The following is a 25,210-nucleotide window of genomic DNA, read 5'->3' on the forward strand; positions in this document are numbered from 1 at the left end:
TATGACAAAGGTTCATTTTGTCGGTGCAGGACCTGGTGATCCTGAACTGATTACGTTTAAAGGCTATAAGTTGTTAAAATCAGCAGATGTTGTTATTTATGCAGGCTCACTTGTGAACCCTGAACTGCTAAATTACTGTAAAAAGGAATGCAAGATATTTAATAGTGCCTCAATGAATCTAACCGAAATCATTGATGAAATGGAGCACGGTGTTCGAGAAAATAAGGAAGTTATTCGATTACAGACAGGTGATTTCTCTATCTACGGTTCAATTCGTGAACAAATTGAAGAGCTAAAAAAACGCAAGATCGAATTTACCTGTACACCTGGTGTTAGCTCCTTTTTAGGCGCAGCCTCTAGCTTAGGCGTGGAGTATACTGTTCCAGAAATTTCTCAGAGTGTGATTATTACTCGTATGGCTGGAAGAACTCCGGTACCAGATAAGGAAAGTCTACGCTCTTTTGCCCAACATCAAACGTCAATGGTCATTTTTCTTTCTATACAAGGTATCAAGCAAGTAGTCGAAGAATTATTAGCAGGAGGTTATCAGCCTACAACACCCGTAGCGGTTATTTATAAAGCTACTTGGCCTGAAGAAAAGAAAATCATTAGTACATTAGAAAAAATCGCAGACCAAATCGAAGCAGAGGATATTACAAAGACAGCTTTAATCATGGTTGGGGAGTTTTTAGGAAATGAGTTTTACTACTCCAAATTGTATGATGCCTCTTTTAAACATGAATACCGTGATGTGAAGCGTAATGAATAAAGCAGCGATTTTAGCCTTGACGTCAACAGGTATCCAATTAGCCAAAGAACTCCGAGGTAAATGGGATCAGGAAATCCCAATCTTTGTATCAGAAGACAATTTGGATGAAGAAGTACTGCCTTTTCCGACAGGGAAATTTAGCACAGGGATTCAGGTATTATTCAAGCAATATGACGCGCTTATTTGCATCATGGCCACTGGAATCGTAGTACGCAGTATTGCAGGAGTATTGGAGGACAAACGAAACGATCCAGCGATTGTTGTAATAGACGAAAAAGGCCGGCACACGATCAGTCTTTTATCCGGTCATATTGGCGGCGGCAATCAACTGACGCTAGAAATCGCAGCGAAATTAAACAGCTGTCCGGTGATTACCACTGCAACGGATGTACAAAATGTGACGGCTCTTGATTTGTTGAGTAAAGAGCTGAATGGCTGGTATGCAGATTTCAAAGAGACAACGAAGAGAGTCAATCGACTCTTAGCAGAGCATCAAGCAGTTGGTTTGATCCAGCGGGGAAATTGGGTGAGGGATCTTCGAGGACTTTCTTTGCTCAAAGAAGGAGATTCATTTAATTCTTATGAAGCGGTATTGCTTATTTCTGACAAAAGAGAAGAGCTGGAGTCTGAAAAAATAATCCAAATTGTGCCAAGACGGTATGTATTAGGGATTGGGGCAAAAAAAGGAATTGATTTTTCAATCATCAAAGAAGAATACCTTGCTTTTTGTCAATCAATAAATATCCATTTTCGCAGCATTAAGAAAATCGTTAGTATCGATATTAAGCAACAAGAAGCTGGAATCTGCCAATTAGCTGAATGGCTGGAAATTCCCTTTGAAACCTATTCAGCAGCAGAATTATTAACTGTTTCAGAGAAATATCCGCAGTCAGCTTTTGTTAAAAAAGTAACAGGAGTAGGAAGTGTTTGTTTGGCAGCGGCTGACTTAGCCAGTAATGGAAAAGTGGTGACTGAGCGTTACGCCAATAAGGGAGTCACCTTTGCATTGGGAAAGGATGAAAACGACACATGTTATACGTTGTGGGATTAGGTCCAGGTGAGAAGGAAAAGATGTCACTTGAAGCGATTGAAGTTATTAAAAAGGTGGAAGTGATTGTTGGTTATACGACCTATGTTCGTTTAATCAAAGAGCTAGTTGGTGAAAAAGAAATTGTCAGTACAGGAATGAAACAAGAAATTGATCGCTGTAAAAAAGCGATTGAAATAGCTAAAACAGGTAAGGATGTCGCTGTCATTTCTAGTGGCGATGCAGGCGTCTATGGGATGGCAGGCCTGATCTTAGAACTTGTCAGTCAAATGGATGAAGAGCTTGCAGTCAAAGTGATTCCTGGAATTACTGCCAGTATTGCTGGCGCGGCTTTGTTGGGTGCTCCGCTAATGAATGATTTTTGTCACATTAGCTTAAGTGACTTAATGACACCATGGACAATGATCGAAAAACGTCTTCATGCAGCAGCCAGCGCCGATTTTGTAATCTGTCTATATAACCCGCGAAGCAAAGGCAGACCAAATCATTTAGCTAAGGCATTAGCAATTATTCAACAATATAAATCAAAAGATACGATCATCGGATTGGCTAAAGATGTAGGACGCAAAAAAGAACAGGCAATTTTTACTTCAATAGGTGATATTGATGAAACTTTAGTAGATATGACGACGGTTGTATTAGTTGGAAATAAAGAAACTTATCTATCGGATGGCCGAATGATTACTCCTCGAGGTTATCAATTATGATTCTATTACTTGGAGGAACCTCTGATAGTTTAAAAATTGCGCAGGAGTTAAATAAAGCGAATTTAGCTTTTTATTTATCTGTTGTATCGGATTACGGAGAGAATTTGGCTACAGCAGTAACAAGCAATGTGGTTAAGGGACGTCTAAGTACAAGAGAAATGATTGAATTCATGAAGAAACATCAAATCACTCAATTGATTGACGCGACACATCCTTATGCGATAGAGGTTTCAAAAAACGCCATGACGGCTTGTACTCAGCTTGGAACTAATTATCTTCGATTTGAACGTCCTTCACTGATTACTGATGAGATGATCACAGTTCAATCAATAAAAGCTGCTTGTGAACAGGCTTTAAATTATTCAGGAAAGATCTATTTAACCACTGGAAGTAAGACGTTAGCAGATTTTTTAGAGTATCTGCCTAAGAAACGAATTGTTGCCAGAGTGTTGCCAACAGTTGAGGTGTTAAAAGTAGTTGAAAAGCTGGAAATATCAACAGGGAATGTCGAAGCACTTAAAGGTCCTTTTTCAAAGGAACTAAATCGCGAGCTTTTGATCCATAATCAGGCTGGGGTAATGATTACTAAAGAAAGCGGTCATGCGGGTGGTTTTTTCGAGAAGACTGAAGCCTGTAGAGAGCTAAATATTCCGTGTATTGTCATTCAACGCGAGCAATTAGACTATCCTGAAAAGTTTTCTTCTATTGAAGGACTAATTGAGACAAGTAAGGAAAACCAATTATTAACGAAAAAAGAGGAGCGATGAAATGACTGGATGTATCGCCTTAATTGGTGCAGGACTAGGAGATCCAGAATTATTGACTGTTAAAGGATTGAGAAAAATCAAACATGCGGATGTGATAGTGTATGACCGTTTGATAAATCCAGCGATTCTGAATTCCTGCAAAGCAACCTGTGAAAAAATTTACGTAGGCAAAAAGCCCGATTACCATCCTGTTCCACAGGAAAAAATTGAAGAAATCATGATCGAAAAGGCTGAACAAGACCTTGATGTAGTCCGACTAAAAAGCGGTGATCCCTATGTTTTTGGTCGTGGTGGAGAAGAAGGAGTGGCTTTAAAGCAAGCGGGAATCCCATTTGAAGTGATTCCAGGAATTACTTCTTCAATTGGAGGATTAGCTTACGCCGGAATTCCAATTACTCATCGTGATTTGGCAGCAGACTTTCATGTTTATACTGGTCATTTAAATAATTCTGAGCGTGAAATTGATTGGGAGACAGCGGCTAAGGTTGGAGGAACTTTAGTTTTTCTAATGGGGATGTCTGGTTTAAAGAAAATCACCGAGCAGCTAATGCTTCATGGGAAGGATAAGAATACTCCAGCGGCAATCATTCAATGGGCGAGTCGTAAACAACAAAAAACAGTAGTCGGGACATTAGAAACAATTTTTGAAAAAGCCTGTGTCGCGAAACTACAGCCGCCTAGTTTGATTGTAATCGGTGAGGTGGTTACACGAAGGAGAGAATTAAACTTCTTTGAAGAACGACCTTTGTATTCAATCAGTATTGCCGTTCCATTTTCAAAAAAGAAACGTATGGTGAGTCGTTTAACAGATTTAGGCGCGGAAATTATCGAACTACCACCAAGTAGTATTGTATTTTTTGATACAATTATCGATTTTTCTGAACCTCGACAAGCAGTTTTCACTGATCCACTAAGTGTAGAAATGTTTATTCGAGCAATGAAAACACAGGAAATTGACTGGCGGAAATTAGCCGACTGGTATTTTATTTCTGTTGGACATCACACTGGATCGGTTCTGGAAAAGGCCGGAATACGACCTGATATGAATTATCCAGATTTAACGGAATGCCTGCAGCGATTAGAAGAAAACACGGACAGCCTATTCTTAGGTGATTCTTTAACGTTAGCAGAGCTAAAGAATCACGAATCTCCCGTTGAAAAGCTGCTTACACACGAGGAGAAAATCACTGTTGATATTCCTGATCTTTGGCAAAAGGCCGATCTGATGTATTTTCCAAATTCTAAAGCAGCCCGCCTGTTCCTAGCTGCATTAAGTAAGGAGGAGTTGGCAATTGTCGCGCAAAAGAAAGTGATTGTTATGGGGCAGAAGACAAAAGCGGTCTTTGATAGTTATCAGCTTGCTGTGGTTCAGACGGCGGAACCTACATTTGATCAAGTCGTAGAAAAAATAAAAGAGGAGATGAAGCGATGAAGCCTGCATTAATTGCTGTCAGTTTTGGGACAAGTTATCCAGAGACACGAAAAAAAACAATTGGGGCTGTAGAGGAAAAGTTAGCAGAGAAATATCCTGAATTAGATGTTTTCCGTGCCTTTACTTCCAATAAGGTGATCAAAAAGATCAAAGAGCAAGAAAATGTAACGGTTTTAACGGTAGAACAACAGATGAAAAAACTGATTACTGAAGGGTACAAAGAAATCTATATTCAACCACTTCACATCATTCCTGGAATTGAATATTCTAAAGCTCTGCATCAAGCAATGCGTTATAAGAATCAGCTAGAGCTTGTCAAAGTTGGGAAGCCATTACTTAGCAGTATTGAAGATTATCAAAAGGTCGTTGCTTGGCTCAAGACTATGGCAGCGGATCTCGATGAGAATGAGGCGCTAGTATTAATGGGGCACGGCAGTCAGCATTCCGCTTTTACAGTTTACGCTTGTCTTGATCATATGCTTTTGGAAAAACCAATCTTTATCTGTGCGGTGGAAAGCTATCCAGAAATTTCTTTATTGATTGAACGACTTAAAAAAAGCCGATATAAAAAGATCAAGCTTTACCCATTAATGTTGGTGGCTGGTGATCATGCAACAAATGATATGGCTTCTGATGAAGAGGATTCTTGGAAATCTCAGTTGGAACAGGCTGGTTTTACTGTTGAGGCGCACCTTAGAGGTATGGGTGAATTTCAGGAAATACAACAGCAATTTTGTGAGCATGCAGCAGCAATGATGGAAGGATCGACAAATGACTAAATTTTATGGAGTTGGGACTGGACCGGGAGCATCAGATTTATTAACGATTCGTGGAAAAGAAGTTTTGCAAATGGTTGACTGCCTGTATACGCCAGAACCTAAAAAAGCTGGTAAAAGTTTAGCTTTACAAATTGTTACGCCTTATTTAAAGGAAGACCTAATGATTAAACAACGTCACTTCCCGATGGTAAATAATTGGGAGGAAAAACGAAACGCTTGGGACAAGATTGCTGAGGAAATCATTTCAGATGTCAAGAGCGGGTTGAATGTAGCATTCATAACTTTAGGTGATCCTATGGTTTATAGTACCTACAGTTATTTGTTAGAACGGATGACAGAACAAATAGAAACAGAGACAGTTCCAGGCATTTCTTCTTTTTGCCAAATTTCTAATGAGTTGCAGATTCCTTTGGTAATTGATGAAGAGAGTTATGCCGTTTTACCTGCGACTGCTGATGAAGAAATACTACGAATCGCTTTAAAAAATATTTCTACAGTTATTTTAATGAAGGTTTCGATAGCACTGCCCAAAATAGTAAAGCTCTTAACGGAGCTAGATTTATTAGGACAAACGGTATTGGTCAGTGATTCTTCAATGTCGTCAGAGAAAATTATGATTGGACTAAATGAGTTGGATGAACAGGATTCCCTTTCCTATTTCAGTACCATGATTGTTTATAAAAATAGAACGTTGAAAGGAAGGTAAAAAGATGAAAATAAAAACAGTTAAAAAAATTCTCTTTGTCGCGCTTCTTTTAATTCTAGTTGTCCCTCAAAAGGCACACGCGATGCACATCATGGAAGGTTTCTTGCCACTTGGCTGGTGTTTGTTTTGGTATGCGGCATTCATTCCGTTCTTTTTCTATGGATTATTCAGTATCAGAAAAGCTGTGGCTGAGAATCCACAAAACAAAGTACTGTTAGCTTTTAGCGGGGCGTTCATTTTCATCTTATCAGCATTGAAAATCCCATCAGTTACGGGCTCTACTTCACATCCAACGGGTGTTGGAATCGGAACAGCTCTCTTTGGACCCGGAGTGATCAGTGTTTTAGGAACCATTTGTTTATTATTCCAAGCCTTATTATTAGCTCATGGCGGAATAACGACCTTAGGAGCAAATGCCTTTTCGATGGCAGTTGTTGGTCCATTTGTTGGTTATGGCGTTTATGTGCTTCTGAAAAAAGCGAATGTTTCAACGTCTGTTTGTTTGTTCTTGTGTGCGTTCATTGCAGATTTAGCGACGTACTTTACCACCTCTGTTCAGCTTGGACTAGTTTTCCCCGATCCTTCATCAGGTATTTTTGGAGCAATCATGAAATTTGTAGGTGTCTTTATGATGACTCAGATTCCAATTGCCATTGCCGAAGGGCTTTTGACCGTCGTTGCTTATAATCTTATTTCAGCGAATTTTTCTTTTCATGAAAGAGGGGTTTTGAACAATGGAAAAAAATAAATCAAAAACGGGTATAAATATTATTCTATTATTAGCGGTCGTAGCTTTGATGGTGGGGGCACTACTAATCAATCAACATGCTGAGTATGGCGGTTCAGATGGGGAAGCAGAAAACGTAATAGCAGAGATTAATCCGGATTACCAACCTTGGTTTAATTCATTATTAGAACCTAAAAGCGGAGAGATTGAGAGCCTATTATTTACTCTGCAAGGAAGCTTAGGTGTAGGAATCATTACCTATATTTTAGGTTACTACAAAGGAAAAAATAGAAATGCTGTTAATTGATAAGATTGCTTATGAAAACCGGCTACTTGATCTATCTCCAGGAATAAAAGGTTGTTTGTATCTTTTTCTATTGATCAGTTGTTTTCTATCGCCGCCAATAGTTCAAGTTCTAATAAGTCTCATTATTGGTGGAGTAACTATCTTTGTTACAAAAGTGAGAGCAAGCAGGTATTTCAAATGGCTGCTGGTTCCGGCGCCTTTTCTTGTGATTAGTATCTTAACAATCTTGTTTTCCGTCAGCTCACAGTCAAAAGATTTTATCTTTCAGATTCCAGTATTTCATCATTTTCTAGGTATATCTGAAGCATCACTTTATTTAGGAACACGCTTGTTTTTTCGGTCGGCTAGTTGTGTGATTTGTACCTATTTTTTCATTTTAACTGTTCCTTTCCACCAAATTTTATTGATTATGAAAAAAGCTCATTTTCCAGCGCTATTGATTGAATTAACCATGTTAATGTATCGCTTTATTTTTATTTTCATTGATGAACTTCTGATTATTAAACGTGCACAGGATATGCGTTTTGGATTCAAAGGATTGAAAAACAGCTATCAATCATTAGGGGTATTGATTAAGCTTCTATTTTTTCAAACCTTTGATCGCTTCAATAAGATGATTCTTTCGCTTGAAATGAAATTTTTTGATGGTGATTTTCCACTATGATTACTAAATGAAAGAAGGTGCTACCGTGTTTAAGGTAACAGATTTATGTATCAGTTACGAAAATCAAGCAGATGTCTTGCATCATCTTTCTTTGGATTTTAGCGATTATCGAGCAATCGGCGTTTTAGGAGCAAACGGTTCAGGGAAATCAACCTTATTTGCGGCGATCGTAGGACTTTTACGACCGAGTCAAGGCGAAATCATTTATGATAATCAACCGCTGAATTATAAAAAAGCGGCGCTGTATAAGTACCGACAGGAAGTTGGAATTGTCTTTCAAGAACCTGAACATCAGATTTTTTACTCGATCGTGGAAGATGACGTCGCCTTCGCACTAAAAAATCTGGGGATTGAACCAACGCAAATAAAAGCCAGAATGGACGAGGTGTTCGCATTACTGAAGATTGAACATTTGAAAAAGAAACCGGTTCAATACTTGAGTTATGGACAAAAGAAAAAGGTTGCGATTGCCAGCGTTTTAATGCTTAAAACAAAATGGCTATTATTGGATGAACCAACTGCAGGGTTAGATCCAGCCGGCAGACAACAGATGATTGAGATTATCTCTCGTCTAATCCAACAGGGGACCAAAATTATTCTCTCTAGTCATGATATGGATCTAATGTATGAGATTTGCGAATATCTGTATGTTCTTGATAAAGGAATAATCATTAAAGAAGGAGAAGCTGACCAAGTATTTTTGGATGATAAGCTTCTTGAGGCTGCAGGATTGGAGCAGCCGTGGTTGGTGAAAATTCATCAGCAATTAGGTTTTCCGCTAGTAAAAAATCAGCAAGAACTTATGCAAGTTAAAATGAGAGCGAGGTGAAGAAGATGGGAAAAAGCTTGATGATTCAGGGGACTGCTTCGGATTCAGGTAAAAGTATTTTGGTGGCAGCCTTGTGCCGTATTTTTCATCAAGACGGAATGAAGGTAATGCCCTTTAAGTCGCAAAACATGGCATTGAATTCTTATATCACATTAGATGGCAAAGAGATGGGGAGAGCACAGGTTTTCCAAGCAGAGGCTGCCGGGATTGAACCAGATGCACGAATGAACCCGGTTTTATTAAAACCTACTTCTGATCGCAAATCGCAAGTGATTTTTAATGGGAAAGTCCTTTGCGATATGGATGCTGTGGAATACCATAATTTTAAACCTCAGCTGATAGAAAAAATATCTGATTTATATCAGGAGTTGCTAGAAGAAAATGACGTGATTGTCCTGGAAGGTGCAGGTAGCCCAGCAGAGATCAATTTAAATAGTCGTGATATTGCAAATATGGGAATGGCAAAAATTGCCGATGCTCCGGTCCTTTTAGTAGCGGATATTGATAAGGGCGGTGTTTTTGCTTCGATCTATGGCACGATTCATTTATTAGAGCCTGAAGAACGCAACCGAATTAAAGGAATTATCATTAATAAATTTCGCGGCGATATCGCCTTGTTAGAACCAGGGTTAAAAATGATTGAAGAATTGACCGATGTTCCGGTGGTTGGGGTCATCCCGTATGCACAATTAAATATTGAAGATGAAGATAGTGTGGCTTTATCACAGGTGAGCCGAATGTATAATACGCAGAAAGAGTTAGACATTGCTGTAATAGGACTAGCTAAAATGTCCAATTTTACTGATTTTAAGAGTTTAGAAAGTGAGCCAGATGTGTCAGTTCGGTATGTTTTTCCTAATGATCAACTAGGAAGTCCGGATATTCTTATTTTACCTGGAAGTAAAAATACTTTAGAAGACTGTCTCTACTTGCAGCAATCTGGATTAGCGAAAGAGATTGAACGAATAAGAGCCGAAGGAAAAATGATTTTTGGAATCTGTGGTGGCTATCAATTACTTGGAAAAAAACTGCATGATCCTCATCACGTAGAATCTACTATTGGCAGTATTGATGGATTTGGTCTATTGAACACAGAAACCTTTTTTGAAGCAGAAAAAACGACTACGAGGGTAGAAGCAATAATTGATGATGAGACGATTAACGGTTACGAAATTCACATGGGTAGATCTGAAAATTACGAGCAACAGTATTTTGCTCAAGTTATTTCTGCTAATGGACAAACAGTTTTGAAGAAAGATGGAGCAATTAGTTCAGATAAAAAGGTGATCGGAACGTATCTTCACGGTGTTTTTGATAATAGTGTTTGGCGAAGAAAACTGTTAAATCAGGTTCGAGCTGAAAAAGGGTTAGCCCCGATTGACAAAATTGCGTTGCCTTATCATGAGTATAAAAATCAGCAGTATGATAAGCTGGCTAATTTAGTTCGTGAAAATGTCGATTTGGAGAAAATTTATCAAATTATGAATCAGGGGGTAAGTGTATGAATATCTATACGCGTTACGGAGATCGTGGTTTTACTAGATTGGTTGGGGGAGGAAGAGCAAAAAAAAATGCTCCCCGTGTCCAAGCGTATGGATCGATTGACACATTAAACGCTCAGGTTGGACTCACCGTAGCTTCTTTAGCTCAAAAAGATTCACTGTATGAAGAATTAGTTCAGATTCAACAGTGGGTATTTGATTGTGGCAGTGACTTTGCAACCCCTGAGGAGAAACGCCCCTATAAGGTTCAATCTCAGGTCATTGTTTGGTTGGAAGAAAAAATTGATTTTTATTGGCAGGAATCCCCAAAAATTGATCGGTTTGTATTACCAGGCGGGACGGTCACGGCCGCAAATCTACATCTTTGTCGTTGTTTTGCCAGAGAGGCTGAACGAAATGCAGTAGCTCTCTTGGAATACAATGAAGCAATTAACGAAGAGGCGTTAAAGTTTTTAAATCGCTTATCTGACTACTTTTTTGCTTTGGCTCGTTGGGTTAATGGTCAAGCTAAGCAAACCGAAATCTTATATGAGAATAGCGCTCCTGTTTTTGATAGGAAGAAGTGAGTCTGAAAAAGGGTTTATTGAGTGAAAGAAGGAAGAAAATGAAAAAGCTTAGAGTTGGCACACGAGGTAGTAAATTAGCCACGACGCAAACAAAACAAACATTAGCTGTTTTTCAAGAGCATTTTCCAGAGGTTGAAGTAGAGTTAGTAAAAATCAAAACCAAAGGAGACCACTTAGCTACACATAACTTGCAAGCAATCGGTGGGCAGGGCTGTTTTGTAAGAGAATTAGAATACCAGCTTCGTGAAGGTGAGATTGATTTTGCGATTCACAGCTTAAAGGATATCCCAACCACGATTCACGAAGAATTAGCCTTGGCCTGTATAATGAAGCGTCATTCACCAACAGATGCTCTGATTATTCGAGAAGCTGGGAAAACCTTAGAGACTTTACCCAAAAATGCTGTTGTTGGAACTAGCAGTCTTCGCAGAAAGGCTCATCTGCTGCATGTGCGTCCGGATTTTGATATCCAGCCGATTCGAGGAAATATCGATACACGGATACGTAAAATGAATGAAGGTCAGTACGATGCGATTGTTTTAGCACTAGCCGGCTTAGAACGTCTAGGACTGGATCAAACAGTTTATCATCAAGAACTATCTCCAGAGATCATGCTTCCGGCAATCGGACAAGGTGCGATTGCTTTGGAATGTCGTAAAGATAATACTGAAATTCTTCAAATGCTCAAAAAAATGGAACATTTAGAAACAGCAATAGCAGTAACTGCAGAACGTGCTTTTTTAAACAGTATGGATGGAAGCTGTACTTTTCCTGTTGGAGCGTACTGTCGGCAAAAAAATGGTTCTTATGAATTAACAGGGATGATTGGGAGCGAAAATGGGAAAATCATTCTGAAAGAAACGCTGCAGGGAGATGATCCGGTGATTTTAGGAAGAGCTGTTGCCGATAATCTGATCAAGCAAGGCGCAATTACATTGATTGAGGAGTGTAAGAACGATCAAAAAGAAACTTTTATACACTAGAGAAGCAAGTATGCCGATTGATATTCAACACGTGTTTGCAGAAAAAGGCGTGGAGGTTATTACTATTCCGATGAATCGCACGGTTTTCCAGCCACATAAAAGCCTGGAGCATGAGTATGATTGGATTTTTTTCACTAGTGTCAATGCCGTAAAATATTTTGATTTTACACAATTGAATCAGCAGGCCAAAATACTTGCAATTGGCAATCAAACGACCAAAACGTTGCAAGAGCTGGGGTACTCTGTTGATTTTCAACCGAAAGAAGGCTTTTCTGAGGGATTAGTAGAGGAATGGCTTCGCCTAGTCGGAGCGAAACAGCGTGTTTTTTGGCCCCATTCATTTCAAGCCCGGCGTGTGATATATAATGCTTTAGCTAGACAAGGACATGTAGTTTTAGAGCAGGTCATTTACAGAAATGAATTTTTCCCAGAAGATCAAGCACGGTTGCAAAAGCTGATAATGAATGAAACTATTGATTATGTATTGTTTGCTAGTCCTTCAGCCTGGACTTCTTTTAGTAAAACAATTAGAACGTTTAAGCAGTTGCCCGAAAATTTTTGGTCGCAGTTAACGATTGCCGCTATCGGCCCCGTTACAGCTAGAGTGATAGAAAAAGAACAGCATGTGGCTATCCAACCAGATATTTATGATATGCCGCATTTGTATGAATGCTTATTGAGAAGAATTGACCAAGAGAATGTCAGTTCTCTGTAATAATTACACCACTTTTGAGTTGAATTTTTATGAGAGGAATTAGCTGATTAACAGACACTTTTGATTAAGCTAATTTTTTCTTCAAAGAATAAGGAGTGATCGGCCTGTGAGTTTGATAAAAGAATACCGAGATCTTTCCATTTTACCTATTTCGAAGGGAAAATCGCTGGTGATCGCTTGTGATTCTAGTGCGGGTATTGGGAAAAAGGAACACGATGCCGTTGAAATTGATCCCGCAATAACAGCCGCTTTTTGTTTGCGTGTTCCCCTAATGGAATTATTATGTTATGGAGCAGAACCGATTGCTGTGATTGATTTGATCGGTAATGAATATGCTCCTACTGGAGAACGAATGTTAAAAGGGATAAGGGAAGAATTGGCTAGAGCTGAACTTTCTAATATCACCCTCAATGGCAGTACAGAGGAAAACATGTTTACTAAAACTACTAGTGTTGGAATCACAGTTGTGGCGGAAACTAAGGCGGGAAAAGAAAATTTTCAGATGCAGCAAGCCTGCAGTCTCCTGCAATTAGGACAGCCTTATGTTGGGGAACAGGTTGTGAAAAATCGGGAAACAATTTTTTCCTATCCTTTGGTAAAGGCCCTAAGATCAGAGCCTGGAGTTATAGATATGTTGCCCGTTGGTTCGAAAGGTATTCGTTATGAAGCAGAATTAATGGCGAAGGACTCTGAGTTCCAGATTCATTTTTCAGAGGTAGAAAATCTAGATTGTTCAGCGGGACCGGCAACAGTTATTCTAATAGCAGTTAAATCAGAACAAGAAGCCGATATTACATCTCGTTATTCCGAGTTGAAAAAAATCGGTGAATATAAAAAGAGGTGACAAAGTTTGGGAGAAATTACATTAGTTACTGGCGGAGCACGCAGCGGCAAATCAGCTTTTGCAGAGAGCTTATTGGATACAGAGGCAAAAATTAATTATATTGCAACGAATTGCTCGGCTCAAGATCCTGAAATGGCTAACCGAATATCTCTCCATCAACAGCGACGTCCTAAAAATTGGCAAACCACCGAAACGTACTTAGTTGTCTCCGACGTAATCGAACAAGCACAAGTGTCAGCGCATTTATTGGATTGCGCGACTATGCTATCGACTAATTATTTTTTTGACTTAATGAAAGAACGATTTGGTGAGGACTTCACAATAATTGACGAAGAAATCCTTAAGCTAACTCAAAAAGAGAAGGCTGCAATTGAAGCCGATATTCTCAATGAATGGCAAAAAATTCTTACAGCAGCGCGGAATAGTCAGACGGATTTGGTTGTCGTGACAAATGAGGTGGGACTAGGAATCGTTCCCGAAAATGCTTTTTCCCGTTGGTTTAGAGATGTATTAGGTCATGTAAACCAATCTTTAGGAAAGGAAGCGGATGCGGTATTTTTCGTGATCGCCGGTATCCCTATGAAGATAAAATGATTGATAGTCTAATTTTGTATTTTCAATTCTTTACGCGAATACCGATTCCGATTGCGGTTGATGAACCTGAAGAAAAAATGCGTTCAGGCGTTCGTTTTTTTTCGCTGTTTGGATTAATGATTGGCTTTTTAGAGGCTGTTGTTTATTGGCCTTTACAATATTTATTCAGTCCCAGTATCGCTTGGGTTATGATATTGTTTCTTGATGTGATGTTGACTGGTGGCTTTCATTTAGATGCATTATCGGATATGGCTGACGGCCTGTTTTCTTCTCGTGACAAAGATCGTATGCTGGAAATCATGAAGGACAGCCGCGTTGGTAGTAATGGCGTTTTGGCTATCGTCTTTTATTATCTACTTTTAGTTTTTAGCTTTTTAGTGTTGCTCCCCAATCTCAATATTCAATTGCAGACGACAATTGTTTTATTATTGAATCTTATAGGGAAAAATGGCATCAGTCTTTTGTTTTATCAGATGCAGTATTCTGGTAATAATTCTCAAGGATTAGGTACTACCTTTTTGAATGTAAAAAAGCAAAATATCTTAATTTGTCAATTGTTTTCTTTTTTTGTGTTGTTCATTTTTTTAGGTAGAGTAGGGATTGTATGCTTTATTGTCAATCTTTTAATTGTTTGGCTTTATCGCAAATTAGTTATGAACAAGGTTAATGGTCTTAATGGCGATACTTTAGGCGCCTGTTCGCCTATCTCACAAGTAGTATTTTTATTGACTTTAATTCTAATGCGAGGTTTTTTATGAAAATCATTTTGATTCGTCATGGAGAAACAGAATATAATAGAAGACACTTATTTTATGGAAAGACGGATATCTCCTTGAACGACACCGGGGTTCAACAGGCTTATTTGTTGAATGAAAAATTAGCTGGAATGAGACTTGAGGTACCCATTTATACGAGTAGTTTGAAACGAACGATCGAAACAGCAGAATTGATCTTTCCAGACCAAAAAAAAATTTCCTTAAACGAACTAGATGAAAAAGATTTTGGTTTGTGGGAAGGGTTAAGTGCGGATCAAATCAACGAAAGATTTCCAGAAGAATGGGAAAAATGGTTGATTTCTCCCTTTGAGGTAACTCCAGCAAATGCGGAAAAATTTTCGGATTTTCAGCAACGTGTCTTAGCTTGTTTGGAAGTGATGCTTCAAAAAAAGCAAGATTTTGTAATTGTTGGACATCTCGGCGTACTACGAGTCATTTTGAAAGACTGGTTTCCGGAATATGAATTTTGGGAAATCGCATTGGATCAAGGAAACTATACGCTGATTGAAGTTGGAGAGTCAACAACGAAGGTGATTGAGTGGAATAAGTAACTGTTATTCTTATAAATAGAATGAGCTGTTTTCTTAGCTATTAATTTGACTAAAATAACTACGTGACGATTGACCGTGTATCATATTACGGTTTTTTTGTCGTTGCTCTTTCATTTGAAGATCATTAATAAATTGTAATAAAAAGAGTTTATAAAAAAATCATAAAAAGTTGATGCTAGTGATGAAGACGAATAGTTTTAGTATAAACTGAACAGGTAGTTTAGAGAATTTATTTTTATATTTTATGAATCAATCAGCAGGCTTGATAATTATAATTTTTTTATTTTTAAAGTGAGGATTTCGAATGAAAGTTTTTAAGCGCTTGATCTTAATTATTTTAGGAGTACTATTAGTTTTTGAATGTTACTTAATTTTTTCATTTTTACAGGGTTATGAATCGACAAAAAATGCTCAATCGAAGCAAACGATCCCTTTTAACGGAGAAGAAGCTCCAGATCAGAATGATTTGAACATTTTGATTATTGGTACCGATTCTCGGGGAGAAGATCGAGGTCGATCAGATTCCCTAATGGTTGCTCATTATGATCAGAAAAGAAAACAACCCAAGTTAATTTCAATTATGCGCGATAGCTATGTTGATATTCCTGGTTATGGGAAGGATAAAATCAATGCGGCGTATTCATATGGTGGCATTGAGCTGGTCCGAAAAACATTAAAAGAAAACTTTGATCTCCCAATTGAATATTATGTAACAATCAATTTCGACCATTTTAAAGAAGCTATTGATAATTTGTTTCCAAAAGGTGTGACCATTGATGCGGAAAAGGATCTAGATTTAGATCAAGTATTTATTAAAGCGGGTAAACAAAAAATGGACGGCAATACATTGTTGCAGTATTCTCGATTCCGTGAAGATGAGGAGGGCGATTTTGGTCGAATTCGCAGACAACAGCAGGTGCTCTCAGCCATCTCACAGCAAGTCACAAATGTTACTTCATTAAGTAAATTGCCAAAAACAACTGGAAAGCTATTGGGATATGTCGATACAAATTTATCTGAAAGTACGATTTTAAGCGTAGGAAAAGATTTCGCTTTAGGCGATACTAAAAAAATTGAAACCCTTGCTGTACCAATCGATAAAACTTGGGAATTTAATAATGATACGCCAAGTGGAAGTGTTTTAGAACTAGATACTGAAGCAAATGCAAAAGCAATTCAAACGTTTTTAACAGAATAGTCGAATAAAACGTACTATTTTTAAGCCAATGGGATACTCGTTGGCTTTTTCTTGTGTCCTGCCAAAATCGAATAATCATTAATTTTTTTAGACAAATCGATCAATTTGTTTATTAACAAATTTGTATGATTTTAGCTATAATCCCTGTCGAGGGGATGAAATAACTAATGAAAAAATTAGCTTTGATCGTATTATGTAGTGGTTTTTCTACGAGTTTTTTTGGGTTCAACACAGACGCCTTCGCAAGTGTTGCTAATTCAGAAGTTAAGGTAACGAAAGCATCAGAAACTTCCGATAGTACAACCGCTTCTAATGAACTAACAAATAGACAGACAGAAATAGAGGCTGCTTTCAAATTGGCTCAGCAACAATTTGAAACGCGTCAAAAACAGATTGCACAAGATATTGCTGAGGCTCAGAAGTATTCACAGAAACGGCATGAGGATCTGCATAATGATTTTGCTGTGATTCAAGATCAATTAGATCAGACGCACAATGATTTTCAAAACCATTTTAATGAGGTGAATAATCGCATTCAAACAGATCACTCCACAATTGAAGATCAATGGGCACAGACGCAAAAGCAATTAGACCAAGTGCGAGCGGATTTAAAACAAAAGATTGCTGAAGCTGAAAAATTGCAAGAACAATTAAAGTCAGATCGCTCAACGCTCGATCAAAGCATTTCAAAGGCCAAAAGCAGCGCGCAGAGAGTGAAGGGTCAGTTTACTGAAGGAGCAGAAAATGCAGAGGCAGCTGTTTCAGATGTTCAAAATCGCACAGGCGATATCGAAGGCAGTATCAATCGAATCAAGGCTGTCCTCGATTCAGCGGGGGATGACCTTTCGGCAGATGGAAAAGAGGGAGAAAAAACGCCCACGACCCTGTCTGCAACGTCAAAAAAGACTGATGATCAGCAACAAAATATACAAGTAAAGGAATACCCTAAAACAAATGATCAAGCGAATCCTTCACTTTCGCTAATCGGCTTTGGGATTATTGGGAGTATCTTTTTTTACTACACACGCAAATATTACAAATAAAAGAGGCTAGATGACCTGAAATAGATTATTCAGGATCATCGAGTCTTTTTTTGAATGTAAAAATTACATTAGGAATGCTCGGTAAAAGCAAGTGTTTGTTTTTAGCAGAGAGATGTATGTTAGAATACGTCTGTTACTACTACTTAGAAAGAGGAACGAGATGACAAAATCTACTTCAGCCTATATTCAGATCCCGTTTTGTGAACATATTTGTTACTACTGCGACTTCAACAAAGTTTTTCTTGAAGGTCAGCCTGTAGATGAATATATCGAAGCGTTGTTGAAAGAGGCACGCTTAGCTTTAAGACAAAACCCAGTCGAAAAAATGGAAACACTTTATGTTGGAGGGGGCACCCCAACGTCATTGACTGCAAGTCAGTTAGAACGTTTATTGAGTGGATTGCGAGAAATCCTTCCTTATTATAATGGAGAATTTACAGTCGAAGCGAATCCTGGCGATTTAACTGCTGATAAATTGGATGTAATGAAAAACTATGGAGTCAATCGCTTATCAATGGGTGTTCAAACATTTGATGATCGTTTGCTGAAAAAAATTGGTCGTAAGCATACCGCACAGGATGTGTATGATACGATCCAATTGCTAGAAGAAAAAGATTTTAGCAATGTAACGATCGATTTAATTTATGCATTGCCGGGTCAGTCCCTAGAAAGTTTTCGTGATACGGTAACACGAGCCTTGGCTTTAGATTTACCTCATTACGCACTATATTCATTGATTTTAGAAAATCAAACGATGTTTATGAATTGGGTTAGACGTGGGAAGATGCATCTTCCTGAGCAAGAATTAGAAGCACAGATGTATGCCGAAACGATCGATGCGATGGAAAAAGCTGGGCGTAAACAATATGAGATCAGTAATTTTGCAAAACCTGGGTTCGAAAGTCAACATAACCTAGTTTATTGGAACAATCAAAATTATTTTGGTCTCGGAGCAGGTGCTAGCGGGTACCTTGGAAATCGACGCTATAAAAATCGAGGACCTATCCAGCATTACTTAAAGTCATTGAAAAATGATCAGCTCCCCGTGTTAGAGGAAGAAATCCTTACTCAAAAAGCTCAGATTGAAGAGGAAATGTTTCTGGGCTTAAGAAAAATTTTAGGTGTTGATAAAACCGTTTTTGAAAATCGTTTTGGCTTCAGTATGATGGATGTGTATGGGGATGTGATTGAAAAATTAAAACAGCAAAAGCTGATAACAGAGACGGATTCGAGGGTTTGTTTGACTGAGGAGGGACTATTTCGCGGGAATGATGTTTTTGAAGAATTTTTACTGAGTAACGCCAATTAGCACTCTCGTGTGTAGAGTGCTAATTTTTTATATTTTTTCCTTGACTTATATAGAAGTTGTTGGTATATTAATAATCGAGTTAGCACTTAAAAAGAAAGAGTGCTAACTAAAGGATGAGAAGAATGTTAACGGAAAGACAAAAACTGATTCTCAGCTTAATCATCAAAAACTTTACCAATACGGGTCAACCGGTCGGATCAAAAAGTTTGATGGAAGAAGGCGTAAAAGCAAGCTCCGCAACTATCCGCAATGATATGAAGGCGCTAGAGGAATTAGGCATGTTAGAGAAGACTCATTCTTCATCTGGAAGAATTCCTTCAGCTTTAGGCTATCGATATTATGTGGATTATCTATTAACGCCAGCGAAGGTGAGTAATCAAGAAGTAGACCAGATTCGCAGATCGCTTAAGAAAGATATTCATGAGATTGATGATATCATTCAGCAGTCTGCCAAGATACTTTCACAAGTTACTAGCTATACCGCGTTCTCACTTGGCCCTGAAATGAAGGATCGGACATTGACTGGTTTTCGAATTGTTCCATTAAATGATCGTCAGATTTTGGCGATCATCGTCACAGATAAAGGAAATGTTGAGAGTCAAGTTTTTCGCATTCCTGAGAATGTAGACAGTCAGGACTTGGAGAAAATGGTTCGAATTATCAACGATCGTTTAGTAGGCCAACCTTTGGTAAGTGTTTATCAAAAATTGAGAACTGAGATTCCAATGATTTTGCATCGTTACTTCCAGACAACTGAAGGAATCAGTCACTTATTTGACGTGATTTTGAATGATGCTTTTGAGGATAAGGTGTTTGTCAGCGGACGAATGAATATTTTGAATTTTAATCCTGATCAAGATTTTAATCATGTGAAATCAATGTATTCATTGATGCAGAATTCAGATGAGCTGACACAGCTACTGTTGCCTTATGATAGCGATATTCATGTTCGGATTGGCGCGGAGATGGGAAATGATCTGTTTGATCATCTTAGTATGATTCAAGCAAACTATGAAATTCGTGGACATGGCCGCGGAACAATTGCGTTATTAGGACCAACATCGATGCCATATTCAAAGATTTTTGGTCTATTGGAAGTTTTCCGATACGAGTTGACGAACGCATTGGACGATTATTATCGTTCTTTGGGTTTATATCACTAGAAACGATTCCTACAAAGAAAGGGAGTACGCGCAGTGGCAGAAGAAAAGAAACAAGAAGTTGAAGAAGAATTAGAAGAAGTCGAATCAGTTGAAAATGAGTCGACCGAAAAAGAAGCGGAAGATATTGATATTCCAGAAGTTTCAGAAGTTGAAGAACTAACGAATAAGTTTAACGAAATGGAAGACAAATTTTTACGAGCTCGCGCTGAGATCGCAAATATGTCTAACCGCAACAAAAATGAACGTGAACAACTGGTTCGTTACCGTTCACAAGATCTTGGCAAAAAATTACTGCCAGCGATCGACAATTTAGAAAGAGCCCTAGCAACTGAAGTTACTGACGATCAAGGCGCTAGTCTAAAAAAAGGGGTAGAAATGGTCCTTGAAAGCTTGACTGTTGCATTAAAAGAAGAAGGTATCACAGAGATCAAAGCAGAAGGTGAAACGTTTGACCCAAATCTGCATCAAGCAGTACAAACTGTTCCAGCAGAAGATGACGTAAAACCTGACACTATTGTAAATGTGCTGCAAAAAGGGTATCAGCTACATGATCGCGTATTGCGACCAGCAATGGTGATTGTAGCTCAATAAAATGTAAACTACTATATTAAACATATAATGGAAAAGGAGATTTTCAACTATGAGTAAAATTATCGGTATTGACTTAGGTACAACAAACTCTGCTGTCGCTGTCTTAGAGGGCGGAGAAGCTAAAATCATTACTAATCCAGAAGGAAATCGTACAACACCATCCGTTGTCTCATTTAAAAACGGTGAGATTCAAGTTGGTGAAGTAGCAAAACGTCAAGCAGTGACAAATCCACACACAATTTCATCTATTAAACGTCATATGGGTGAAGCTGGTTATAAAGTAGAAGCAGACGGCAAATCATATACACCACAAGAAATCTCTGCAATGGTATTACAATACATTAAAGGTTTTGCAGAAGATTACTTAGGTGAAAAAGTTGAAAAAGCAGTCATCACAGTTCCTGCTTACTTCAATGACTCACAACGTCAAGCAACAAAAGACGCTGGTAAAATTGCTGGTTTAGAAGTTGAACGTATCGTTAACGAACCAACTGCAGCAGCATTAGCATATGGTTTAGATAAAACTGATAAAGATGAAAAAATCTTAGTATTTGACCTTGGTGGTGGTACTTTCGACGTTTCAATCCTTGAACTAGGAGATGGCGTATTCGATGTATTATCTACTGCTGGTGATAACAGTCTTGGTGGGGATGACTTTGATAACAAGATCATCGACTACTTAGTTGCTGACTTTAAACAAGCAAACGGAATTGATCTTTCTAAAGATAAAATGGCAATGCAACGTTTGAAAGATGCTGCTGAAAAAGCTAAAAAAGACTTATCAGGTGTTAGCTCAACTCAAATCAGCTTACCATTTATCACAGCTGGTGACGCTGGTCCATTGCACTTAGAAACAACTCTTTCTCGTGCGAAATTTGACGAAATCACTGCTGATTTAGTGGAACGTACAAAAGCTCCAGTTCGTCAAGCATTGAAGGATGCTGGATTGTCACAATCTGACGTTGATGAAGTTATTTTAGTCGGTGGTTCTACTCGTATCCCTGCGGTTGTTGAAGCGGTACGCAAAGAAACTGGCAAAGAACCAAACAAATCAGTGAACCCGGATGAAGTAGTAGCGATGGGTGCTGCGATCCAAGGTGGGGTTATCACTGGTGATGTGAAGGATGTCGTATTACTAGACGTAACACCATTATCATTAGGTATTGAAACAATGGGCGGTGTGTTCACGAAATTAATCGACCGCAATACAACGATCCCAACAAGCAAGTCACAAGTATTCTCAACGGCTGCTGACAACCAACCTGCTGTAGATATTCATGTGTTGCAAGGTGAACGTCCAATGGCTGCGGATAACAAAACTTTAGGTCGTTTCCAATTAACTGATATTCCAGCAGCACCACGTGGAATTCCTCAAATCGAAGTTACGTTCGATATTGATAAAAATGGTATCGTAAATGTTTCTGCGAAAGATTTAGGAACTCAAAAAGAACAAAAAATCACAATCAAATCTTCATCTGGTTTGTCAGACGAAGAAATTGAACGTATGGTGAAAGATGCTGAAGCGAATGCAGATGCCGACAAAGCTCGTAAAGAAGAAGTAGATCTACGTAACGATGTCGATGCTTTATTATTCTCAGTAGATAAAACCTTGAAAGAATTAGAAGGTAAAGTAGACGCTGATGAAGTCAAGAAAGCGGAAGATGCACGTGATGAATTGAAAGCGGCAGTTGAAGCAAATGATATCGAAGAAATGAAAATGAAACGCGATGCGTTGAACGAAATCGTACAAAACTTAACGGTTAAACTTTACGAACAAGCAGCACAACAACAAGCAGAGGCTGATCCAAACGCAGCTCAAGGCGGCGCGGATGATGTCGTGGATGCTGATTTTGAAGAAGTTAACGATGACGACAAATAATTGATTCGTTACTAAAGGCCAAAGTCATCGCTTTGGCCTTTTTTCTTTCAAGATTGGTGATTCCTTTAGAAAAAATCTAAGAAAAGTATCGTATCGATTTTGAGTGTGATACAATACTAACGATTCTATGAAATTATGGAGGGAAGCCAATGGCTACAAAACGGGATTATTACGAAGTCCTTGGGGTACAAAAAGGTGCTTCGGATGATGAAATAAAAAAGGCATATCGTAAGCTTTCCAAGCAATACCATCCGGATATTAATAAAGAAGCTGATGCTGAAGAAAAGTTTAAAGAAATTTCTGAAGCCTATGAAATCCTAAGTGATCCACAAAAACGAGCTGCTTATGATCAATATGGTCATGCAGGGACTGATCCAAACTTTGGTGCCGGCGGAGCAGGCGGTTTCGGAGGCGCTGGTGGATTTGGTGGAGCAGGCGGATTTGGTTTTGAAGATATTTTTGAATCATTCTTCGGAGGCGGAGGTTCTCGTCAAGCCGATCCTAAAGCACCAAGACAAGGCTCTGACTTGCAATATTCGATTAACTTGGAATTTGAAGAAGCTATTTTTGGTGTGGAAAAGGACATTAAATACAATCGTGAAGAAACCTGTCATACATGTAACGGTAATGGTGCAAAACCTGGGACACAACCCGAAGTCTGTCATAAATGTCATGGCTCTGGCTCAATCAATGTGGAACACCAAACACCACTTGGCCGTGTAATGAGTCGTCAAACATGTGATGTTTGTCATGGAACTGGGAAAGAAATTAAGGATCCTTGTCCGACTTGTCATGGCTCAGGTCATGAAAAACGTCCTCATACAGTTAAGGTAAAAGTACCTGCTGGTGTTGAAGATGGACAACAAATGCGATTAGCTGATCAAGGCGAAGCCGGGATCAATGGCGGACCATATGGAGATTTATATGTGGTCTTTAAAGTGAAACAAAGTGATATTTTTGATCGTGATGGTGCAGAAATCTATTACACGTTGCCTCTAAGTTTTGTTCAGGCGGCGCTAGGTGATGAGATTAACATTCCAACTGTTCATGGTGATGTAAAATTGAAGATACCAGCTGGAACACAAACAGGTGCTAAGTTTAGGCTTCGCGGCAAAGGAGCGCCTAGACTTCGTGGCAACACAAATGGCGATCAGCAAGTAACAGTAAAAATCGTCACGCCTAAGAACTTGAATGAGAAACAACGTGAAGCGTTGCGAGCATTTGCAGAAGCTGGCGGCCAAACGGTTAGTGAACAAAAAGAGGAAGGTTTCTTTGGTAAGGTGAAGGATGCCTTTGGCGGAAAGAAATAATTATAGAGACTTAATCAATTCACTGTTGATTGAGTCTCTTTTTTCTTTTACTATTAGTAAGAAGAGAATATGTGTTGAAGGAGGTTCATATGGATAAATTGGACAAGCTATTTGATCGAATGACCAGAGACATGATGCATTACTTTATTGCGGGAGGACTCGCAGAACCGGATGGCCTAATTCGCACAATTGAATTCTTTTTAAGCTTTGTTGACAAAGGGAAACTGAGTAGTAAGCTGTTGGATAAACAAATTGTAGAGGATGCATTGATTCATCATATGCCTAAACATATGCCTCTATTTATTGATGAAAGCTTTTATGCCTATCAAATCCTATTAGACCTTTATAGTGCGTTGTATCATGAAAAAATTATCACAGAGGATGAGTGCAAGGATATGCACTATTTCATTTATCTTAATAAAACGGCCTTTTTGACTCGTATGAGTAATCCGAATTATTGGTCTAAAGCAAAATTAGCTATTATGGATGAGTGGCGTGAAGGAAATTTTGAAGTTGAAGACCCCTATAATGTTGAATACTATGACCTTGAAGAAGTACCAAGAAAAAAAGCACCTGACAATATTTTAGCGTTTCCTAAACAGAAGAAAGTTAAAAACCAAATAACAAGTTATTTAGTTAGAGTGGACTTGAAGGGGTTTAAACCACCTATTTGGCGTCGCTTAAAGATTCCGGCTGGCACTACTTATCAGCAACTTCATCAAATTCTTCAAGTTAGTTTTGGGTGGGAAGACAGTCATTTACATAGTTTCTTTGTAGATCGGACTAAAATGATTGGACCGAGCGAACTGGAAATGTCACAGTTTTCTGAAGAGCGACGATTGATTGACGAGGATTTTCAAGAAGGTGCAAAAATTGAATATATCTATGATTTTGGGTGTGATTGGGAACATCAAATCATGGTTGAAAAGGTTCTTGTGAATGAAGCTGTGCAATTTCAGTATGCTGTTTGTGTAAAAGCGAAAGGGGATACACCGTTTGAAGATTCTCGCGGAGAAGAAATTTGGAAGCCCTTTGATCTAGCAGAAATAAACGCCAGGCTAGAACAGAAAAGAATCAGGAAATGAGTAAAATCAAAATTAAAAAGAGTCTGGAGTAATTTAGGCTCTAAGTCAAATCGTGTTGTTTTCATTAAATCACTGAAAGGAAATGCTTCGGCGTTTCCTTTTTTCTTTTTGTTTTTTTGCTCAAATAATGTCGCAAAGATTCTGTTGAATCAGAATTCGCATACGAAGGTGGCGAAAGGTTCTAAAACCGAATGCCACTCTCTTAATCACTTTAATCAAGTTATTCTTCCCTTCAAGTTTTCCGTTCGAATAGGGGTATTTTAACGCATTGATAATCGCTTGTTTGTGTTTGTTTAAGTAAAGAATCGCTTTTTTAAATGCTGGATCAAGCATCGGAGGTAAGTGATCAATGCGTTCGTAAAAGTC

Annotated in this window: 28 protein-coding genes; 27 read left to right on the forward strand and 1 reads right to left on the reverse strand. The window is 38.6% G+C overall.

The annotated features are described in order from the left end of the window. Position 1 precedes the first annotated feature (1 nt). The 27 genes from OMU_RS10560 to OMU_RS10690 all read left to right on the forward strand — a co-directional run bounded on the left by OMU_RS10560 (position 2) and on the right by OMU_RS10690 (position 24,844). The gene (locus OMU_RS10560; protein ID WP_016179901.1) at positions 2 to 769 is read left to right on the forward strand and encodes a cobalt-precorrin-4 methyltransferase; all 768 of its coding nucleotides are present in this window, start codon (positions 2 to 4) and stop codon (positions 767 to 769) included. Next, positions 762 to 1,820 (forward strand): cobalt-precorrin 5A hydrolase, encoded by a 1,059-nt coding sequence (locus tag OMU_RS10565; RefSeq protein ID WP_016179902.1) that lies wholly within the window; start codon positions 762 to 764, stop codon positions 1,818 to 1,820. Before OMU_RS10560 ends, OMU_RS10565 begins: the two co-directional genes overlap by 8 nt. Then, positions 1,799 to 2,524: a precorrin-3B C(17)-methyltransferase gene (gene cobJ, locus OMU_RS10570; RefSeq protein ID WP_016179903.1), complete on the forward strand. Its 726-nt coding sequence runs from the start codon at positions 1,799 to 1,801 to the stop codon at positions 2,522 to 2,524. The genes OMU_RS10565 and cobJ overlap by 22 nt, the downstream gene beginning before the upstream one ends. Then, the gene (gene cobK / locus OMU_RS10575) at positions 2,521 to 3,291 is read left to right on the forward strand and encodes a precorrin-6A reductase (RefSeq protein ID WP_016179904.1); all 771 of its coding nucleotides are present in this window, start codon (positions 2,521 to 2,523) and stop codon (positions 3,289 to 3,291) included. The genes cobJ and cobK overlap by 4 nt, the downstream gene beginning before the upstream one ends. Before the next feature lies 1 nt (position 3,292). Beyond that, positions 3,293 to 4,723 (forward strand): uroporphyrinogen-III C-methyltransferase, encoded by a 1,431-nt coding sequence (cobA, locus tag OMU_RS10580; RefSeq protein ID WP_016179905.1) that lies wholly within the window; start codon positions 3,293 to 3,295, stop codon positions 4,721 to 4,723. Further along, positions 4,720 to 5,502 (forward strand): sirohydrochlorin cobaltochelatase, encoded by a 783-nt coding sequence (locus tag OMU_RS10585; RefSeq protein ID WP_016179906.1) that lies wholly within the window; start codon positions 4,720 to 4,722, stop codon positions 5,500 to 5,502. Before cobA ends, OMU_RS10585 begins: the two co-directional genes overlap by 4 nt. Next, complete coding sequence (locus tag OMU_RS10590; protein ID WP_016179907.1) at positions 5,495 to 6,208, forward strand: cobalt-factor II C(20)-methyltransferase; 714 nt, start codon at positions 5,495 to 5,497, stop codon at positions 6,206 to 6,208. Before OMU_RS10585 ends, OMU_RS10590 begins: the two co-directional genes overlap by 8 nt. Positions 6,209 to 6,212: 4 nt before the next feature. Beyond that, a complete protein-coding gene (locus OMU_RS10595) occupies positions 6,213 to 6,956 on the forward strand; it encodes an energy-coupling factor ABC transporter permease (protein ID WP_016179908.1) in 744 nt (247 codons plus the stop codon). Then, positions 6,943 to 7,242: an energy-coupling factor ABC transporter substrate-binding protein gene (locus OMU_RS10600; protein ID WP_016179909.1), complete on the forward strand. Its 300-nt coding sequence runs from the start codon at positions 6,943 to 6,945 to the stop codon at positions 7,240 to 7,242. The genes OMU_RS10595 and OMU_RS10600 overlap by 14 nt, the downstream gene beginning before the upstream one ends. After that, positions 7,229 to 7,906 (forward strand): cobalt ECF transporter T component CbiQ, encoded by a 678-nt coding sequence (gene cbiQ, locus OMU_RS10605; RefSeq protein WP_016179910.1) that lies wholly within the window; start codon positions 7,229 to 7,231, stop codon positions 7,904 to 7,906. Before OMU_RS10600 ends, cbiQ begins: the two co-directional genes overlap by 14 nt. 25 nt (positions 7,907 to 7,931) lie before the next feature. Next, complete coding sequence (locus tag OMU_RS10610) at positions 7,932 to 8,735, forward strand: ATP-binding cassette domain-containing protein (RefSeq protein WP_016179911.1); 804 nt, start codon at positions 7,932 to 7,934, stop codon at positions 8,733 to 8,735. Between the two features lie 5 nt (positions 8,736 to 8,740). Beyond that, positions 8,741 to 10,240, forward strand: coding sequence for a cobyric acid synthase (locus OMU_RS10615; RefSeq protein ID WP_016179912.1), 1,500 nt, complete (start codon positions 8,741 to 8,743; stop codon positions 10,238 to 10,240). After that, positions 10,237 to 10,803: a cob(I)yrinic acid a,c-diamide adenosyltransferase gene (locus OMU_RS10620; RefSeq protein ID WP_016179913.1), complete on the forward strand. Its 567-nt coding sequence runs from the start codon at positions 10,237 to 10,239 to the stop codon at positions 10,801 to 10,803. Before OMU_RS10615 ends, OMU_RS10620 begins: the two co-directional genes overlap by 4 nt. Positions 10,804 to 10,841: 38 nt before the next feature. Beyond that, positions 10,842 to 11,786, forward strand: a complete 945-nt coding sequence (hemC, locus tag OMU_RS10625) for a hydroxymethylbilane synthase (protein WP_016179914.1) — start codon at positions 10,842 to 10,844, stop codon at positions 11,784 to 11,786. Positions 11,787 to 11,796: 10 nt separating this feature from the next. After that, positions 11,797 to 12,501, forward strand: coding sequence for a uroporphyrinogen-III synthase (locus tag OMU_RS10630; RefSeq protein WP_016179915.1), 705 nt, complete (start codon positions 11,797 to 11,799; stop codon positions 12,499 to 12,501). A 106-nt stretch (positions 12,502 to 12,607) separates the two neighbouring features. Beyond that, positions 12,608 to 13,345 carry an AIR synthase related protein gene (locus OMU_RS10635; RefSeq protein ID WP_016179916.1) on the forward strand — a complete coding sequence of 246 codons (738 nt, stop codon included), beginning with the start codon at positions 12,608 to 12,610 and terminating at the stop codon, positions 13,343 to 13,345. A 6-nt stretch (positions 13,346 to 13,351) separates the two neighbouring features. Further along, entirely contained in the window at positions 13,352 to 13,939 is a 588-nt protein-coding gene (gene cobU / locus OMU_RS10640; RefSeq protein ID WP_016179917.1) for a bifunctional adenosylcobinamide kinase/adenosylcobinamide-phosphate guanylyltransferase, read from the forward strand. Beyond that, entirely contained in the window at positions 13,936 to 14,697 is a 762-nt protein-coding gene (cobS, locus tag OMU_RS10645) for an adenosylcobinamide-GDP ribazoletransferase (protein ID WP_016179918.1), read from the forward strand. Before cobU ends, cobS begins: the two co-directional genes overlap by 4 nt. After that, positions 14,694 to 15,266 (forward strand): histidine phosphatase family protein, encoded by a 573-nt coding sequence (locus tag OMU_RS10650; protein WP_016179919.1) that lies wholly within the window; start codon positions 14,694 to 14,696, stop codon positions 15,264 to 15,266. The genes cobS and OMU_RS10650 overlap by 4 nt, the downstream gene beginning before the upstream one ends. 304 nt (positions 15,267 to 15,570) lie before the next feature. Continuing rightward, positions 15,571 to 16,464, forward strand: coding sequence for an LCP family protein (locus tag OMU_RS10655; protein ID WP_016179920.1), 894 nt, complete (start codon positions 15,571 to 15,573; stop codon positions 16,462 to 16,464). 167 nt (positions 16,465 to 16,631) lie between these two features. Then, positions 16,632 to 17,507 (forward strand): LPXTG cell wall anchor domain-containing protein, encoded by an 876-nt coding sequence (locus OMU_RS10660; RefSeq protein ID WP_016179921.1) that lies wholly within the window; start codon positions 16,632 to 16,634, stop codon positions 17,505 to 17,507. Positions 17,508 to 17,667: 160 nt separating this feature from the next. After that, the gene (hemW, locus tag OMU_RS10665) at positions 17,668 to 18,816 is read left to right on the forward strand and encodes a radical SAM family heme chaperone HemW (RefSeq protein WP_016179922.1); all 1,149 of its coding nucleotides are present in this window, start codon (positions 17,668 to 17,670) and stop codon (positions 18,814 to 18,816) included. Between the two features lie 122 nt (positions 18,817 to 18,938). After that, entirely contained in the window at positions 18,939 to 19,979 is a 1,041-nt protein-coding gene (gene hrcA / locus OMU_RS10670) for a heat-inducible transcriptional repressor HrcA (protein WP_016179923.1), read from the forward strand. Between the two features lie 33 nt (positions 19,980 to 20,012). Further along, positions 20,013 to 20,570: a nucleotide exchange factor GrpE gene (grpE, locus tag OMU_RS10675; protein WP_016179924.1), complete on the forward strand. Its 558-nt coding sequence runs from the start codon at positions 20,013 to 20,015 to the stop codon at positions 20,568 to 20,570. Between the two features lie 49 nt (positions 20,571 to 20,619). Next, positions 20,620 to 22,449 carry a molecular chaperone DnaK gene (dnaK, locus tag OMU_RS10680; RefSeq protein ID WP_016179925.1) on the forward strand — a complete coding sequence of 610 codons (1,830 nt, stop codon included), beginning with the start codon at positions 20,620 to 20,622 and terminating at the stop codon, positions 22,447 to 22,449. A gap of 149 nt (positions 22,450 to 22,598) precedes the next feature. Then, on the forward strand, positions 22,599 to 23,759 hold the full coding sequence (gene dnaJ, locus OMU_RS10685) for a molecular chaperone DnaJ (protein WP_016179926.1): 1,161 nt from the start codon (positions 22,599 to 22,601) through the stop codon (positions 23,757 to 23,759). 89 nt (positions 23,760 to 23,848) lie between these two features. Further along, complete coding sequence (locus OMU_RS10690) at positions 23,849 to 24,844, forward strand: plasmid pRiA4b ORF-3 family protein (RefSeq protein WP_016179927.1); 996 nt, start codon at positions 23,849 to 23,851, stop codon at positions 24,842 to 24,844. A 120-nt stretch (positions 24,845 to 24,964) separates the two neighbouring features. Here OMU_RS10690 and OMU_RS10695 read toward each other — a convergent pair. Then, the coding region (locus OMU_RS10695) for an ISL3 family transposase (protein WP_016178671.1) at positions 24,965 to 25,210 on the reverse strand (246 nt) is incomplete at its 5' end.

Origin of the sequence: Enterococcus avium ATCC 14025, from assembly GCF_000406965.1 — a bacterium.
Lineage (GTDB): Bacteria > Bacillota > Bacilli > Lactobacillales > Enterococcaceae > Enterococcus_A > Enterococcus_A avium.